The organism is Flavobacterium sp. WC2409 (genome assembly GCF_041200085.1).
Classification (GTDB): domain Bacteria; phylum Bacteroidota; class Bacteroidia; order Flavobacteriales; family Flavobacteriaceae; genus Flavobacterium.
The window spans coordinates 1281848-1296917 of sequence record NZ_CP165625.1 but is presented as its reverse complement, the minus strand read 5'-3'; the positions used below and the strand labels follow the sequence as shown (position 1 = coordinate 1296917).

General features: G+C 31.8%; 15 protein-coding genes. 3 read left to right on the top strand and 12 right to left on the bottom strand.

All coding sequences use genetic code 11. The features are described from left to right. The first annotated feature begins 43 nt into the window (after positions 1 to 43). Positions 44 to 877, top strand: coding sequence for a flagellar motor protein MotB (locus tag AB3G34_RS05600; protein ID WP_367752871.1), 834 nt, complete (start codon positions 44 to 46; stop codon positions 875 to 877). 381 nt (positions 878 to 1258) lie between these two features. On the opposite strand, the gene AB3G34_RS05595 is transcribed toward AB3G34_RS05600, so the two are convergent. The 5 genes from AB3G34_RS05595 to AB3G34_RS05575 form a co-directional block, all read right to left on the bottom strand. Further along, positions 1259 to 2044, bottom strand: coding sequence for a hypothetical protein (locus AB3G34_RS05595; protein ID WP_369753727.1), 786 nt, complete (start codon positions 2042 to 2044; stop codon positions 1259 to 1261). A 33-nt stretch (positions 2045 to 2077) separates the two neighbouring features. Beyond that, complete coding sequence (locus AB3G34_RS05590) at positions 2078 to 2320, bottom strand: carboxypeptidase-like regulatory domain-containing protein (protein WP_367769655.1); 243 nt, start codon at positions 2318 to 2320, stop codon at positions 2078 to 2080. A gap of 84 nt (positions 2321 to 2404) precedes the next feature. Further along, positions 2405 to 3025, bottom strand: coding sequence for an L-threonylcarbamoyladenylate synthase (locus tag AB3G34_RS05585; protein WP_367769652.1), 621 nt, complete (start codon positions 3023 to 3025; stop codon positions 2405 to 2407). Positions 3026 to 3095: 70 nt separating this feature from the next. Next, a complete protein-coding gene (locus AB3G34_RS05580; RefSeq protein ID WP_369753726.1) occupies positions 3096 to 5432 on the bottom strand; it encodes an ATP-dependent helicase in 2337 nt (778 codons plus the stop codon). A gap of 118 nt (positions 5433 to 5550) precedes the next feature. Further along, positions 5551 to 6321 (bottom strand): sulfite exporter TauE/SafE family protein, encoded by a 771-nt coding sequence (locus AB3G34_RS05575; RefSeq protein ID WP_369753725.1) that lies wholly within the window; start codon positions 6319 to 6321, stop codon positions 5551 to 5553. Positions 6322 to 6467: 146 nt separating this feature from the next. Between AB3G34_RS05575 and AB3G34_RS05570 the strand changes: the two genes are divergently transcribed. Continuing rightward, on the top strand, positions 6468 to 6989 hold the full coding sequence (locus AB3G34_RS05570) for a hypothetical protein (RefSeq protein ID WP_369753724.1): 522 nt from the start codon (positions 6468 to 6470) through the stop codon (positions 6987 to 6989). A gap of 4 nt (positions 6990 to 6993) precedes the next feature. On the opposite strand, the gene AB3G34_RS05565 is transcribed toward AB3G34_RS05570, so the two are convergent. Then, entirely contained in the window at positions 6994 to 7890 is an 897-nt protein-coding gene (locus tag AB3G34_RS05565) for a patatin family protein (RefSeq protein ID WP_369753723.1), read from the bottom strand. Between the two features lie 18 nt (positions 7891 to 7908). After that, positions 7909 to 9975, bottom strand: a complete 2067-nt coding sequence (locus AB3G34_RS05560) for a M1 family metallopeptidase (RefSeq protein WP_369753722.1) — start codon at positions 9973 to 9975, stop codon at positions 7909 to 7911. A 101-nt stretch (positions 9976 to 10076) separates the two neighbouring features. On the opposite strand from AB3G34_RS05560, the gene AB3G34_RS05555 reads away from it, so the two are divergent. After that, the gene (locus tag AB3G34_RS05555; RefSeq protein WP_369753721.1) at positions 10077 to 10814 is read left to right on the top strand and encodes a diphthine--ammonia ligase; all 738 of its coding nucleotides are present in this window, start codon (positions 10077 to 10079) and stop codon (positions 10812 to 10814) included. Positions 10815 to 10873: 59 nt separating this feature from the next. Here AB3G34_RS05555 and AB3G34_RS05550 read toward each other — a convergent pair whose 3' ends face one another. The 5 genes from AB3G34_RS05550 to bla form a co-directional block, all read right to left on the bottom strand. Next, positions 10874 to 12358 carry an aminopeptidase P N-terminal domain-containing protein gene (locus AB3G34_RS05550; RefSeq protein ID WP_369753720.1) on the bottom strand — a complete coding sequence of 495 codons (1485 nt, stop codon included), beginning with the start codon at positions 12356 to 12358 and terminating at the stop codon, positions 10874 to 10876. A gap of 160 nt (positions 12359 to 12518) precedes the next feature. After that, on the bottom strand, positions 12519 to 12947 hold the full coding sequence (locus AB3G34_RS05545; protein WP_369753719.1) for a hypothetical protein: 429 nt from the start codon (positions 12945 to 12947) through the stop codon (positions 12519 to 12521). Between the two features lie 78 nt (positions 12948 to 13025). Beyond that, positions 13026 to 13571: a DUF1697 domain-containing protein gene (locus AB3G34_RS05540; RefSeq protein ID WP_367752849.1), complete on the bottom strand. Its 546-nt coding sequence runs from the start codon at positions 13569 to 13571 to the stop codon at positions 13026 to 13028. A 150-nt stretch (positions 13572 to 13721) separates the two neighbouring features. After that, positions 13722 to 14168, bottom strand: coding sequence for a YhcH/YjgK/YiaL family protein (locus tag AB3G34_RS05535; RefSeq protein WP_369753718.1), 447 nt, complete (start codon positions 14166 to 14168; stop codon positions 13722 to 13724). A 148-nt stretch (positions 14169 to 14316) separates the two neighbouring features. Continuing rightward, positions 14317 to 15054, bottom strand: a complete 738-nt coding sequence (gene bla, locus AB3G34_RS05530) for a BlaB/IND/MUS family subclass B1 metallo-beta-lactamase (protein ID WP_369753717.1) — start codon at positions 15052 to 15054, stop codon at positions 14317 to 14319. Between the last annotated feature and the right edge of the window lie 16 nt (positions 15055 to 15070).

Below are 15070 nucleotides of genomic sequence, written 5' to 3'. Positions count from 1 at the left end.
CATTAAAAACTAACTTTGTAATTGAACCCTAATTAAAAAATTTATGAAAAAAATCGTAATTGCATTATCCGTTCTAGCTCTTTTAACTTCTTGTGTTTCTAAAAAGAAATACGCCGATTTAGAAGCTCGTAACAAAGAGACTCAAGATTTACTAAATTCTTGTACCGTTAAATTAAACTCTTGTCTAGAAGAAAAAGCAGGGTTAACAGCTACGGTTGCTGGTTTAAAAGATCACAATCAAACTTTGATCAATACGTCTAAGGACATGACGATTTTGACTACTAAAGGAGCTGAAAATATTGAAAAAGCTTTAGAGTCAATTAAAGAAAAAGATTTAAAAATTAGTAGAATGCAAGATGCATTAACTAAAAAAGACAGTGTTACTCTAGCTGTTGTTACTAGTTTAAAAAGTGCTGTTGGGATTTCTGATCCAGATATCGAGATAAATGTTGAAAAAGGAGTTGTATTCATTTCAATTGCTGATAAATTATTATTTAAAACTGGTAGTTATGATGTAACTGATAAAGCAAAAGCAGTTTTAGCTAAAGTAGCAAAAGTTGTAAATGACAAACCAGATTTTGAATGTATGGTTGAAGGACATACTGATAGTGTTCCTTATATTGGAAACGGTGTTTTACTTGACAACTGGGATTTAAGTGTGAAACGTTCTACTTCAATTATTCGTGTATTAACAAATCAATTGGGTGTTAAACCAGAACAATTAATTGCCGCTGGTAGAAGTTCTTACGTACCGTTAGTTGCTAATGATACAGCTGAAAACAGAGCTCGTAACAGAAGAACTCGTATTGTAGTTTTACCTAAAATTGATCAATTCTATGAAATGATCGAAAAAGAAATGAAAAAACAAAAACAATAGTTTTTTTTAAAAATCTTTTAAAATATATCCAAAAGCGTCTTGAAATTTCAAGACGCTTTTTTTGTGTGATTTATTTAATGATTGAATAAAATTAAAAAAAATGAATCGTCGATAGAAAAAGAAAAAGCAGGTCGTTAGACCTGCTTCAATGTATCCTTAACCTTTTTTAATAACCAATTAAATATAATTAAGAATAACATGCTTATACTTGTTAAATCTTCATCATTCCTACACAAATGTAAATATTAATTCAACACAATTGACTTTTTTGGGAATTTATTTAATTTTTTTACAAAATATTTTACAGAATATTTTTTTTCAGTTTTTAAAAGGCTCATCACCAGATAAATCAGATTTCGCCATTTAAACACAGTCAAAAATTTATTTTAAAATACCTGTATTGTATATTTCATTTTCGGGAACATAAACATAATTTAAAGGTAGCCTATCTCCCACTTTTTCTTCTGAAAGTTTCCCCGAAAAAACAATGTTTTCTATTTTAGAATTATTACCATCTGGATAAACATAAAAAACATCCGTTTCAAAAATAATTCCTGAATGCTCATTTTTATTAAATATTAGATCATAAGATGCGACCTCATTTATGTTCTCCTTTTTATATTCCTTTGCCAGCACTTCTACTTTTACAAAATCTTTTTCCCTTTCAATTTTAAAGCAGTTCTTAGGGTCAAGAACATTCTTATTGTGAATAATTAAAAATTGCTCTTTATCCCAAATATTATTAGCCAAATTTAAAAAAAAAAGAACTTGAGAACCTTCGTACGCTTTTTTTCGAAGTGCTAGAATTTCATTCGAATTATCAATTTCTTCAAACCGGCTTAATCCACTATAATAGCTTTCAACTAAATCCTCTTTGGTTACACTTAATTTACTAAAAGTGGCTTCAAAATTGGTTAATTCGTAATCTATTTTATATCTTAAGGAAGGGTTTGAAATTAGTAATGGCTTATCTGAGAATGCCTTTAAAACAAAATTTACTTTGTCATATCTGAAATAAATATCATCTTCATTTTGTATTTTTAATAGTTTACTATTATGTGTTTGCCCTAAAAAACAGTCTCTAAATATTTGTAATTTTTGCTTTCTAGTAAATTGATCTTTCCTTTTTACAACTACTCCTTTTAGAGAATTTAACGAAGGAGTCAAAGTAATAGTTAGCTCTTTTGTAACATCAAGTCCTTAAAGATATTCAGTTTGATACCCCATAAAGCTTATTACTAAAATACTATTTGTTTTAGGTTCATAATGCAAATCAAAATTTCCGTTCTCATCTGATATAGTAGCTATTGTAGTGCCATCGATATAAATATTCACACCCGACAATGGTACTTTTGCTTTATTGAGTACTTTTCCTCTAATACTATTTTGAGAAAAACAATTTAAAGCGACTGTCAAAAAAAACAAAACCATTACATTTTTCATAAATTGAATTGATTAAAAACTAATTATTACAATCTAATTTAGACCATTATTCTTAACAATTTCAATTATTTTGTACTATTTTTTTTATAAAATATCCAAACTCCCTTTTCCTTCTCTAATTATAACAGGCTCATCACCAGACAAGTCAATAATTGTTGACCCTACGTTATCTCCATAACCACCATCAATTACCATATCTACTAGGTTTTGCCATTTTTCAAAAATAAGCTCTGGATCAGTTGTATATTCAATTACATCATCATCATCATGAATTGATGTAGAAACAATAGGATTTCCTAATTGACGAACAATTTCAAGTGCAATTGAATTATCAGGAACACGAATACCCACTGTTGTTTTCTTCTTGAATTCTTTAGGTAAGTTATTATTACCTGGTAAAATAAAAGTATAGGGACCTGGCAAAGCTCTTTTTAAAAGCTTAAAAGTCGAAGTCTCAATTTGCCTTACATAATCAGAAATATTGCTTAAGTCATGACAAATAAATGAAAAATTAGCTTTGTCTAATTTAATTCCTTTAATCTTCGCAATGCGTTCTAGTGCTTTTGTATTGGTAATATCACATCCCAACCCATACACAGTATCTGTAGGATAAATTACCAATCCGCCATCCTTTAAAACCTTCACTACTTTGGCAATAGCCGCTTCATTAGGGTTATCAGGGTATATTTTTATAAATTGAGCCATTTTTTTAGTTTAAAGTTTCTGGTTTAAAGTTTCAGGTTTAAACAACTTTAAACCTGAAACTTTAATTTTTTTATCCAATAATATCCAACTTTGCAAAACGCAATAATAATTTCTTAATTCCACCTACCTCAAACTTAATTTCGGCTTTTTTATCAGCTCCCACTCCTTCAATGTTCACAACTTGCCCTCTACCAAAACGCTCGTGCATGACCAAATTTCCTTGAACTAATTTATTATCAAATAAATTAGCACCACCTGTGGGAACATTTCCAGAAACAGGTTTTAATTTACGAACATTTATCTCTGGTTTGGATACACTACTATTAGTATAATTAGCTGGTGGAGTTCCATTCGACGGCTTAGCCAAACGCATTTTTGATTTATCCACATCTCCAAAAATATCCTTATCAATCATAGATTTGTAACGATAATTACTTTCTGCAGGTGTAAGATACTCTAAATATTGTGAATTTATTTCCTCAATAAATCGTGAAGGCTCACTATCCGTTAATTTTCCCCAGCGGTAACGAGACTGCGCATACGTAAGATACGCTTGATGTTCCGCCCTTGTTAAGGCTACGTAAAATAAACGTCGTTCTTCCTCCAGCTCACTTCTAGTACTCATACTCATCGCACTTGGAAATAAATCTTCTTCCATTCCAACTACAAAAACGTGCGGGAACTCCAAACCTTTGGCTAGGTGAATAGTCATCAACGCTACCCGATCTTCATCACTCGTATCTTTATCTAAATCCGTAGCCAAGGCCACATCTTCCATAAACTCTGATAAAGCGCCACGTGCACCATCAATCTCTTTTTGACCTTCGGTGAAATCTTTAATCCCGTTTAATAATTCTTCTATATTCTGGATTTTAGCCATTCCTTCTGGCGTAGCGTCTTTTTTTAATTCTTGTACTAATCCGGTTTTCTTAGAGACATGATCGGTAATATAAAAAGCATCTTGATTTTCATTGATCACTTGAAAACTTTGAATCATAGTGACAAAATCACTCAGTCGTTGTTTTGTACCTGAATTTAATTTCAAATCAATTTTATCAATATTTTGCATCACTTCAAATATCGAACGCTTGTAATGATTGGCCGCAACAGTGAGTTTTTCGACAGTAGTATCACCAATCCCTCTTGCTGGATAATTGATCACTCGCATTAATGCCTCTTCGTCTTTTGGATTAATTACCAAACGCAAGTAACACAAAACATCTTTAATTTCTTTCCTTTGATAAAAAGACAAGCCACCATAAATTCGGTACGGAATATCTCTTTTTCTCAACGCATCTTCCATAGCACGTGATTGTGCATTGGTACGATATAAAATAGCAAATTGACCATTATTCATTTGGTTTTGCATCTTTTGTTCAAAAATGGTACTCGCTACAAAACGCCCTTCTTCGGCATCGGTCATAGAACGATGTACTTTGATCTTTGGACCAAAATCATTGGCTGTCCAAACTATTTTATCCAGTTTGGTTTTATTATTGTCTATAATCGTGTTTGCCGCTTCAACAATATTTTTTGTCGAACGATAATTTTGTTCTAATTTGAATGTTTTTACTCCTTCATAATCTTTCTGAAAATTCAAGATGTTATTGATATTTGCCCCACGAAAAGCATAAATACTTTGTGCATCATCACCAACTACACATATATTTTGGAATTTATCCGATAATGCTCTAACAATCAAATACTGGGAATGATTCGTATCTTGATACTCATCCACCATGATATAACGAAAACGGTTTTGATATTTGGCCAATACTTCAGGGAAACGTGTCAATAATTCATTGGTTTTTAACAATAAATCATCAAAATCCATTGCTCCCGACTTGAAACATTTTTCTACATACTTTTGGTACAACTCCCCCATCCTTGGTTTCTTGGCCATAGCATCAGCCTCCATCAAATCAGGATCGTTGAAGTAGGCTTTGACAGTTATTAAACTATTTTTAAAGTTCGAAATTCGGCCTAAAACCTGTTTTGGTTTATAGATATCTCTATCTAGCTGCATTTCTTTTATAATACCTGATATACATCGCAATGAATCTTGAGAATCATAAATAGTAAAATTTGAAGGATAACCTAATTTATCAGCTTCAGAGCGCAGAATTCGAGCAAAAACCGAGTGAAATGTTCCCATCCAAAGATTTTTAGCTTCACCAGAACCTACAATATCCGAGATCCGTTTTTTCATTTCACGTGCCGCTTTATTGGTAAATGTCAGCGACAAAATATTAAATGAATCAACACCTTGACTCATTAAATAGGCAATTCTTATCGTCAAAACACGTGTTTTACCAGAACCAGCACCAGCAATAATAATCATTGGGCCTTCTTTTTGTAAAACAGGTTCGCGTTGTGCTTCGTTAAGTTGGGAAATGTATTTTTGCATGAAAATTTTCTATTTATGCAAAAATAAGAATTTAAGATTTAATACTGTTGCAAGTACTACAATTTTAAAGGACTAAAGTAAAGTACTTGAAAAATGACATTTGAGAAAAGAACTCCATTTATTTTTTCCAAAAAACATCATAGGCAAAACGAATTAAAGTACCAACCACAACCACTAAAAAGAAAATACGAATGAATCCATTTCCTTTATTGATTGCTAGTTTGGCTCCTAACCAGCCTCCAAAGGCATTGCAGGCAGCCATTGGCAAAGCGATTGCCCAAATGATTTTTCCTTTTAAAGCAAACAGACAAATCGAACCAAAATTAGTTGCTAAATTGACCATTTTAGCATTTGCGGAAGCATGAAGAAAATCAAAACCCATTAATGCAATAAAAGCGACTACAAGAAAACTACCCGTTCCAGGACCTATAAAACCATCATAGAAACCAACGATAAAACTAATCAGCACTGCATTAAGAATTTGAGTTCTTTCAGAAATATTTTTTTCGACTAATTGCCCGAAATTTTTCTTGGCATACGTATAAATTGCTAATAATGACAATATAAAAAGCAATAACGGTTTCATAAAATCATTACTCATATACGTCAATAATGTAGAACCCAAAAAAGCCGAAGGTAAAGCCAATCCCATCATAATCAACAATAACTTCCAGTTCATAGTTACCTTTTTTAAATATTGATAAGCCGCAAAAGAGGTTCCACTAAAAGCAGGTATTTTTAAGGTTCCAATAACAGTTGAAACTGGTAAATTTGGCAATAATATTAATCCTGCTGGTGTTTGAATCAAGCCACCACCACCCACAATTGCATCAATAAAACCCGCAGCAAATGCAGCTACACAAAGTAAAATAATAATGTATGTTTCCATTTATTGGCAGTTGTTATAGGTAAGACAATCGTACTTTCGTTTTTAATATTTTTTGTAAAAATACTACTACCTTGGATTTATTCCACTATAATTAAAGTGGAATTATAATCAAAAAGTATATTTTTGCGTATCATAAAATACTAATAATGGATTCGACTACAATCACTGAAATAATTGCTTTTACACTTCCTTCACTTATTACTGGAGCGGTGGCTTACTATTTGTTTGATGCACACTTCAAAGACCAACAAAACACCAGACGATGGTTATTGCAAAAAGACAATCAATCAGCATCATTACCAATTCGTTTGCAAGCTTATGAACGTATGACTTTGTTAATGGAACGCATCAATCCATCACAGTTAATGGTTCGTATCAATCCAATTTCTGAAGATAAAAATGAATACAGAAATTTTGTAATTGCCCAAATTGAACAAGAGTTTGAACACAATTTAGCACAACAAATTTATATTTCTAATGAATGCTGGTCTGTCATAGTAACCGCCAAAAATGCGACTATCCAAATGATTCGCTTGGCAGCACAACATGAAAAAGTAACCAATGCCCATAGTCTCCGTGAATTAGTAATCTCAGATTTATTACAAAAAGCTTCTCCAAGTAGTACTGCATTAGCTTATCTTAGAAATGAAGTGAGTAAGTTATGGTAAAAAGTTAATTTTCTTTGTTGGTTCCATTCCGTTCCTTAGCGGTTTCGTATCCTTGTTTCCACCATTTTTCCATTTGAGTTTTATTGAAAACCAGTGCATTACTTGTTAACTGGGTGGGTGTATAATATAAATTGAGTTTTACATTTTCATTAATTGCAGTTAATTTCCCTATAGTAATATCGTTTTTTTGAACTTGTTCGAGTAATGTTCCGAAAAGATTTACTAATAATGAAAATGGGTTTTTCCCAGTGAATTTGGGTGAAATATGAACTTCTGTCTCCAGAATAATGGCATCTATTTCAGTTGCTCCACGATTAATAGCTTCTCGAATAGGTACCAAACTAGTAAACCCTCCATCACCATATTCGCTATTGTTTTTAATAACAAGACTCATAAAAGGAATATAATTACAAGAAATCCAAATCCAATCACAAAAATCATTGTATTCAAAATCAGAAAGGGCTTTGTATTCTACTTTGTTACTACTTAAATTCGTTACAGTAACAACAACAATTTTATTACCGCTTTTTAATTGATAAAAATCCTCTTTTGTAATCGTTTTTTTTATCAACTTTTTTAAGTTAAAACTTTCTCCAAATGTATTTGAACCTCTTAGAAAATTAATTAAAACATTAAAATGGTTTATTTTTATAATATCAACGCCATTTTTATTTTTTATTTTAAATGGGCATCTGTTAAATATATTCTCCTCCGTAACTGATGTATATACCTTTTTTATTGCATCAATTTTATCTAAAGCCAAATGAGTAACCAGCAAACTTCCGGTAGATGTTCCAATAAAAATGTCATATTTATTTTTTTCTTTATCCAATAAATACTCAGCAACACCACCTGCGAATGCGCCTTTACTTCCTCCTCCTGAAATTACTAATGCTCTCATGGGAAACTGTTTTATATATTACTCTATTAACAACCTGTTCAACTGAAAATACTCGCTTTCATTTAAACTTGGTAAAACCTTTTCAAATGAAGCTCTCATTTTTGGGTTTTTAAGTAGTAATCGAATATTATCTCTTCCAAATTTAGAAAATTGCCACATATGATGTGTTGTTGAATTGATTAAATTTTTTAATACATCATCATCATTTAATAATTGAAAAGCAATCAGTTTTTCCAATGCATTTTGCCTTGTAATGGCTTCATAATTGGTAGAAGAATAATTGATTAATTCCTCAATTAAAGCCTTTTTATCGACTGAATAATCTGGAGTTGACAAAGCCAATGACAACCATAATGTTCTTAAATTATAGTCATTAAAACCAATCCAATCCTTTGATAAATCTAAATATTTAATACGATATTCAGGGAAGGAATTCCATAAATAATACAATGCAATTTCTTGAGTCTGATAGGATTTATCATTTAATAGTGTTTCATATTCTTCTCTAAATTCTTCAGGAATTTTAGGCAATGAAACAGCAACTTCTTGTCGAACTTGAACATTATTTGTAGCTAAAGCCAATTCCAATAATCCTTTTTTATTTTCAAAAATTTCATTTTTCAATTGGTTGACAATTGCTGCTTTTACCGTATAATAGGCATCTGATTGAAGTGTTTTAGCAAAGAATTCTATTTTATCTGCCAATTCATTTTTCTTTACTTTTTCGACTTCAAACAACAACTGAACTGTTTTGTTTTTTAACAGTAACTCATTAGCTTCTTGAGTGTTAAAAACAGTTGATTCTAGCCATACTTTACTGAATTTAGTTGTGTCGAAATGTGAAAATTTATGAATTTCATCAAAGAAATTTTCGGTTGTTACTGTCTTATATCCATAGGTATTTAAATAACTGCAAACTGCTTTTTTGAAGGCTTTATCCCCGACAGATTCATGCAAAACAAAAAGTGCCCAAGCTCCTTTTTGATAAAAACTCAATGAACTTGCTTTGGCATTCAAAACCGGAATCGTATCTGTTCTGGACGCATATTTTATTTGTTGGGCTGATTCATATAATTTGGAATAGAAATAATCGTCGCCATATATTTTTCGTTCCGCTAATAACGCATAATAAGTCGCAAATCCTTCCTGTAACCAATGATGCTTTCCACTTTCGGCAGTTATCAAATCTCCGAACCATTGATGTGCTAGTTCATGTGCATTGACATTGGTATAGGAACGATCTGAAAAACCGATAGAATCTACTACATACCTGCTGGAAAACAAAGTAGCCGATGTATTCTCCATACCTGCATACAAGAAATCTCGAACAGGAATTTGCCTGTATATTCTCCAAGGGTACTTCACTCCTATTTCATTTTCTAAAAAATCAAATAGTTCCTTCGAATAACGATAAGTTGGTTCCCACTTAGATTTGTCTTTGGACTCAAAATACAAATCTAAAGGGATTCCTGAATTGGAATATAGGGTTTGCTTTTCAAATTTACCTATAGCCATCATTAGCAAATAGGAACTCATTGGTTTTTGCATGTTGAATCTCCAATAGGTCATTGAATCGTTATTGATTTTACTGGTCAAAACTCCGTTAGTGACTACTTGATATTTAGAATCCACAACCACTTCCAGATTAAAAATAACTTTCTCGCTTACATCATCAAAACTTGGAAACCAATTACTGGTGTATCTTCCTTGCCCTTGTGTCCAAATTTGCACATTATCTTTTTCTTCTGAACCTATAAAATACAACGCCTGCTTTGGCTTAGCTGTATAATTAAAACTAATGTTATTTTTTCCTTTTTTGAAATCGGAAATCAATACAATTTGTTTTTTGGTATTAATAAATTGGATTCCTTTTTGATTTAATTCTACTTCATAAAATTCCATATTTTGTGCATCAATTTTAATGGTATCAATAGGTTTTAAAACCTCAAACCAGTAACTGACTGCACCTGAAACTGATTTTTCAATAGGATTAACCGTAATTTGACCTTGAACTATTTTAAAGTCAACGGATTTAGTTTGTTGTGCAAAAGCAAATGTGGATATAAATAATAAAAGGTATTTCATTTTAAAAAATTAATGCATCTATCTTTCAAAGTTACGAAGGTTTCTCGAACTAATAGAACTAATTTTGTAAGTTTACTACCTGAAAAAACAATACAATCTCATTGAAAAAGAAAGCCCTATTTAACTGGAGCAGCGGTAAAGATTCTGCTTTGGCCTTATACAAAATACTGCAAGATCCTAATTTTGAAATTAGTTGCTTGCTCACTAGTGTTAATCAACAATTCCAACGTATCTCGATGCATGGTGTTCGAGTGGAATTACTACAACAACAAGCAAGTAGCATGGGATTACCATTAGAAATAATGCAAATTCCCGAAATGCCAACTATGGAAGTGTACGAAAAGGTAATGCAGGAAACATTGGAGAAATTGAAAAGTCAAGGAGTAACCCATTCTGTTTTTGGAGACATATTTCTAGAAGATTTGCGTAAATACCGTGAGGATAAATTGGCCGAAATAGGCTTTGAAGGCGTTTTTCCACTATGGAAAGTCCCAACACAAGATTTGATTCAAGAGTTCATCCATTTAGGTTTTAAAACGATTGTAGTTTGCGTGAACGAACGCTATTTAGATAAAAGCTTTGTAGGTCGGGTAATTGACCAAGATTTTATCAATGATTTGCCTGAAAATGTGGATGTATGTGGTGAAAATGGAGAATTTCATACTTTTACTTTTGATGGTCCCTTATTTAGTAAACCTATTGATTTTGAAATTGGTGAAATTGTGTACCGTAAATATGAAAGACCCGAAAAAGAAGAGTCCTCTGACACAGCCTGCGATACAAGTGCACCAGATGCATTTGATTTTGGTTTTTGGTACTGTGATTTACTCAGCAAATAATAAAACAAAAAGCTCCGAAATTATCATTTCGGAGCTTTTTATATTCTAAAAATAAAATATCAATCTAGATTAGGCAGTGATAAGGTATCAAAAACACTTTTCTCTTTCATTAATGCTTCAATTTCTGAAGATTTTCTAGGCGCTTCAGCCGATAATATTACAGGACCATTTGTTGTAATTAAAATATCATCTTCAATACGAACTGCAATTCCCCACCATTTTTTATCACAGTCACTTCCAACAGGGATATAAATTCCTGGCTCAACAGTAAGAACCATATCTTCTTCAAAGTTATTATACAAGCCCGGATCATGAACATCTAAACCAATATGATGTGAAGTACCATGTGGAAAATATTTTCTGGAATCTCCTTCTGTTTTTATAATTCCTAATTTTACTAAACCTTGACTTATAATTTTACGAGCTGCACCATCTGGAGCACTAATACTATTTCCAATCACAGCTGTAGCAATACCCGCTTCTTGTGCATCATAAACCAAGTCGTATATCACTCTTTGCTCAGGAGAGAATTTACCATTTGCTGGAATAGTTCGCGTTACATCGGCACTGTAGCCGTGATACTCCGCTCCTAAATCCATTAAAATTAACTCGTTTTCCACTTTTGTTTTGCTGTTTTCAATATAATGCAACACACATCCATTGTTTCCAGCACCCACGATAGAAGGATATCCTTCAAACTCACTTCCGTATTTTTTATAGACAAACTCATGAAGTCCCTGAATCTCAGTTTCTGACATTCCAGGATGCATGGCTTTCATAACTTCACGCTGTCCCATAGCTGAAATACGCACTGCCTTCGTAAGTAAAACCATTTCCTCTTTGGTTTTTTTTTCACGTAAACTAGCCATGTACGTTATAATAGACTCAGTATCTAAAATGGCTTTCTTTGTTGTTATATTTTTCTTTAAGCCCAATTCTTTTTGTAATTTAGAATCTGTTTGTGGTACAGTCTTCACATCATATCCAACCTGACTTTTAAATGCCGCAACCAACTTGTATAAATCGGCCTCTTCTTTTTTTGAATTTCTATAGTCATCATTAAATTCCTTGAATTGCACTGTCGAAAAACTAGCATAGTCAATCCCTGAATTCAAAAAATCTTTTCCATTAAAAGCTACATCAAACCCCAGTTCTTTTTTGGCTCCATAGGTGCCCAAACGAATACCTGTCCACTGCTCTGCTTTTGGATTTTTTTCCTGCACATATAACATTTCGTTGTAGGTTTTACCCTCTTTATTGGTCTGATCATTCGAAAAAATAACTAAAACTGAATTGGGTTCTTTATATCCCGTTAAGTAATAAAAATCAGGATCTTGATGGTATACATAATCAACATCATTAGCGCGGTTGCGAACTGGATTACCAAAAAAAACGGCCACACTATTATTGGGCATTTTAGCACGTAGCGCTGCTCTTCGTTCTTTATGAAATTGTGATGATAGATAATCATTGGGAGTTCCTGTTTGTGCAAATGCAAATGAGGCAAAAAACAAACTGATAATAACGGATAGTTTTAAAGACATAATTTTTATAATATAAAATGAGCTTAAAGAAACGGTATGAAAATTAGTATTAAGTAGTAAATATAACCGATTTATTTTTGCAAAAAAAATATTGTTTAAAGATTAAAAGAGAAGTTCTTTTTATCTTTAAACAATAGTAGCTTCGTATTAAAACAACTTCCTAGTTTACTTTTTTATATTCTAATCCTGGACCATCACAATTTCTCCAAGTACTTGACAAAATTGAATTGGGCAGGATATAAAGCTCTTCCTTATTATTTCCATAACAACTTCCTATTATATCATTATCGATTTTATAGGTTAATTCCAGAAAAGACTCCTCTTGCACTTTTGAAAAAACATAGGTTCCAGACAGTTCCGTTTTTTCTCCATTTCTAGTTCTGGATTTAGTAAAGCTACCATCAGTTTTGAAAGTGTAACTCTCTTGCCACTCCATTCCTGTACCAGTAGTTTCAGAATTTGGCAAGTTTCCAGACATTTTGTATAATTCCCATTTTCCATGATACGCGGTTGTGATCGCTTTTATATTGTCATTGGAACAAGAACAAAAAAGGGCTAGCAAAGCACAAAAAATAATTGATTTTTTCATTTTTATCAACTTTTAAATTTCTTACAAGATGCTATTTGATGGTAAAGGTTGCTTCAATTTAATCATTTTTAAATTCTTTTATCGTTCTTCATACATTTTCAACAACTGCGTTACTGTATTCCAATTTCTAATCGTTGCAGTAAGACTTAATTTTTTCTCAATGTATTTTTGGTCTAATCGAGTTTTTCCTGCACCTACGGCATATTTAATAAAGATTCTGTTGCCGTCAATTTGGGCTTCATCTGGTTTAAACTGACTAATTTTTAAATCATTGATATTTTCAGAACGCAATTCTTTAGAAACAAAAGCCACATATATTTTTTTGATGTCCAATTCTTTCTCTTTCAAAAAAGGATTGTTAGTAAAACATTTTTTTAAATCTTCTATTCCTATTACAATTGTTGGCACATCATGTCCAAATGCTTTAAAAATTTCTTGTTTGATGATAAAACCAACTTTGGCAGCACTTTCTTCTTCAGAATCTACAAAAACATTACCTGATTGAATATAGGTAGCCACATTGGTAAAGCCTATTTTCTCCAAAGTCGTTTTTAATAAATCCATTTTCATCATATTATGTCCAGAAACATTGATACCACGAAGGAGTGCGAGATGCGTTGTCATTTTTTACAGTTTTTGTTATTGTTCCAAAGATATTGTGTTTAAAGTAGAATTCACAATTTTATTAAATTAGAAAATACAGTTTAGTTTTAAGCACAAAAAAAATCCGAAAGTGATAGCACTTTCGGATAAGTAACTTTTAATTTTTACTTTTTAAATCAAAACCTTAACAACTACTTTTTTAACTCTGGCGCTTTCTCCATCTTTTACACTTGGTCTGTGCAAATCATCTGGAAAAAACACCGTAAACATTCCTGCCTCCAGTTTTAAATATGTTGTTTCTCCTTCATAAAAAGTGTAATCTTTATCTAAATCACTAGTCACTACTTTTTGATCATTTTTGGTACTTACCCCAATTAATTCAGACCCATCAATCACATATTGAATATCGATATATTTTGTATGACCTTCGAGTGCACAATCTTTGATTTCTTTTGTATCGTATTCCTGAACAATAGCAAATACGACTTTATCCTCAATTTCATAGGTCCCTGCTTCTATTGAAACCAAATCAGTATTTTTAATAAATTCAAATCCTCTAGCTAATCTTTCGGTTAGGTTAGCGTAAAGGCCATAATTTTCAATTTTATCAATTATCATTTTTTATATTTTATGTTTAATTTTGTTGTAATGCTTTTGCAAATTTGAGGAAATATAATATTCTAATTCAAAAATCAACTTTTTTTTATTTTATTGCTTTTCTAAAATAGGGTTAGAAATTGTCGAAATAATTAAGATCAATCATGGATCACTTTGTTTTTTTATTTTCTTCCAATAAATCTAAAGTATGACTTAAAGCATTTGTACTTGTCCAATCATGATGTCCTGTAATAATGTATTTTGGGTTTTTGAATCTAGCTTGCACCCGTTTAATTGTATTTGGCCATTGCTTTATATTAGCTTCTCCAACATATTCTAAGTCTGTAGCATCGATGCTCTTTACTAAGCATCCCCCATAAAGCACTTTCTGTTGATCAAACCAAACTACAATATTATCTTTTGTATGCCCTTCACCGCCATAAAAGGTTTCAAACTTAAATCCACCAATATTGAAAACAGAATCTTTAGCCATTAGGAATTTAGCCCTTGGTCTTTTATTTTCTTTCGAAATTTTATCTGTTTTCTTAGTGGTATAGGTTTTTATTCCATATTGTTTGTAGAAATCAATTCCTGAAGTTCTATCTTCATGAGAATGTGTGGATAGTGCCAAAACTACTTTTTTATGATGTTTTGCTTCAATACTATCCAATAACAATTGATATGGAAAATCATCCCAAGGGGAATCAAAAAGAATAACACCAGCTGGAGTAACCACATACATAGCATTGGCATCTTGTTTTTTAGCGCCAAACATTTTATAGGTAGTGTAAACATAAAAATTAGTCGTAATTGGGCTAATTTTTAATTCGTTTTTTACGGTTTGCCCAAAAGAAAAAGTAGAACTGACTATTAAAAATAAGGTTGTTAGAAGAATGTGTTTTTTCATTAGTATTGCTATCGAT

Excerpts from the sequence above, each read along its gene's own strand:
- AB3G34_RS05570 (WP_369753724.1), top strand. The coding sequence starts at position 6,468 with ATGGATTCGACTACAATCACTGAAATAATTGCTTTTACACTTCCTTCA.
- AB3G34_RS05535 (WP_369753718.1), bottom strand. The coding sequence starts at position 14,168 with ATGATAATTGATAAAATTGAAAATTATGGCCTTTACGCTAACCTAACC.
- AB3G34_RS05545 (WP_369753719.1), bottom strand. The coding sequence starts at position 12,947 with ATGAAAAAATCAATTATTTTTTGTGCTTTGCTAGCCCTTTTTTGTTCT.
- AB3G34_RS05540 (WP_367752849.1), bottom strand. The coding sequence starts at position 13,571 with ATGACAACGCATCTCGCACTCCTTCGTGGTATCAATGTTTCTGGACAT.
- AB3G34_RS05550 (WP_369753720.1), bottom strand. The coding sequence starts at position 12,358 with ATGTCTTTAAAACTATCCGTTATTATCAGTTTGTTTTTTGCCTCATTT.
- AB3G34_RS05590 (WP_367769655.1), bottom strand. The coding sequence starts at position 2,320 with ATGAAAAATGTAATGGTTTTGTTTTTTTTGACAGTCGCTTTAAATTGT.
- AB3G34_RS05575 (WP_369753725.1), bottom strand. The coding sequence starts at position 6,321 with ATGGAAACATACATTATTATTTTACTTTGTGTAGCTGCATTTGCTGCG.
- bla (WP_369753717.1), bottom strand. The coding sequence starts at position 15,054 with ATGAAAAAACACATTCTTCTAACAACCTTATTTTTAATAGTCAGTTCT.
- AB3G34_RS05585 (WP_367769652.1), bottom strand. The coding sequence starts at position 3,025 with ATGGCTCAATTTATAAAAATATACCCTGATAACCCTAATGAAGCGGCT.
- AB3G34_RS05580 (WP_369753726.1), bottom strand. The coding sequence starts at position 5,432 with ATGCAAAAATACATTTCCCAACTTAACGAAGCACAACGCGAACCTGTT.
- AB3G34_RS05560 (WP_369753722.1), bottom strand. The coding sequence starts at position 9,975 with ATGAAATACCTTTTATTATTTATATCCACATTTGCTTTTGCACAACAA.
- AB3G34_RS05600 (WP_367752871.1), top strand. The coding sequence starts at position 44 with ATGAAAAAAATCGTAATTGCATTATCCGTTCTAGCTCTTTTAACTTCT.
- AB3G34_RS05565 (WP_369753723.1), bottom strand. The coding sequence starts at position 7,890 with ATGAGAGCATTAGTAATTTCAGGAGGAGGAAGTAAAGGCGCATTCGCA.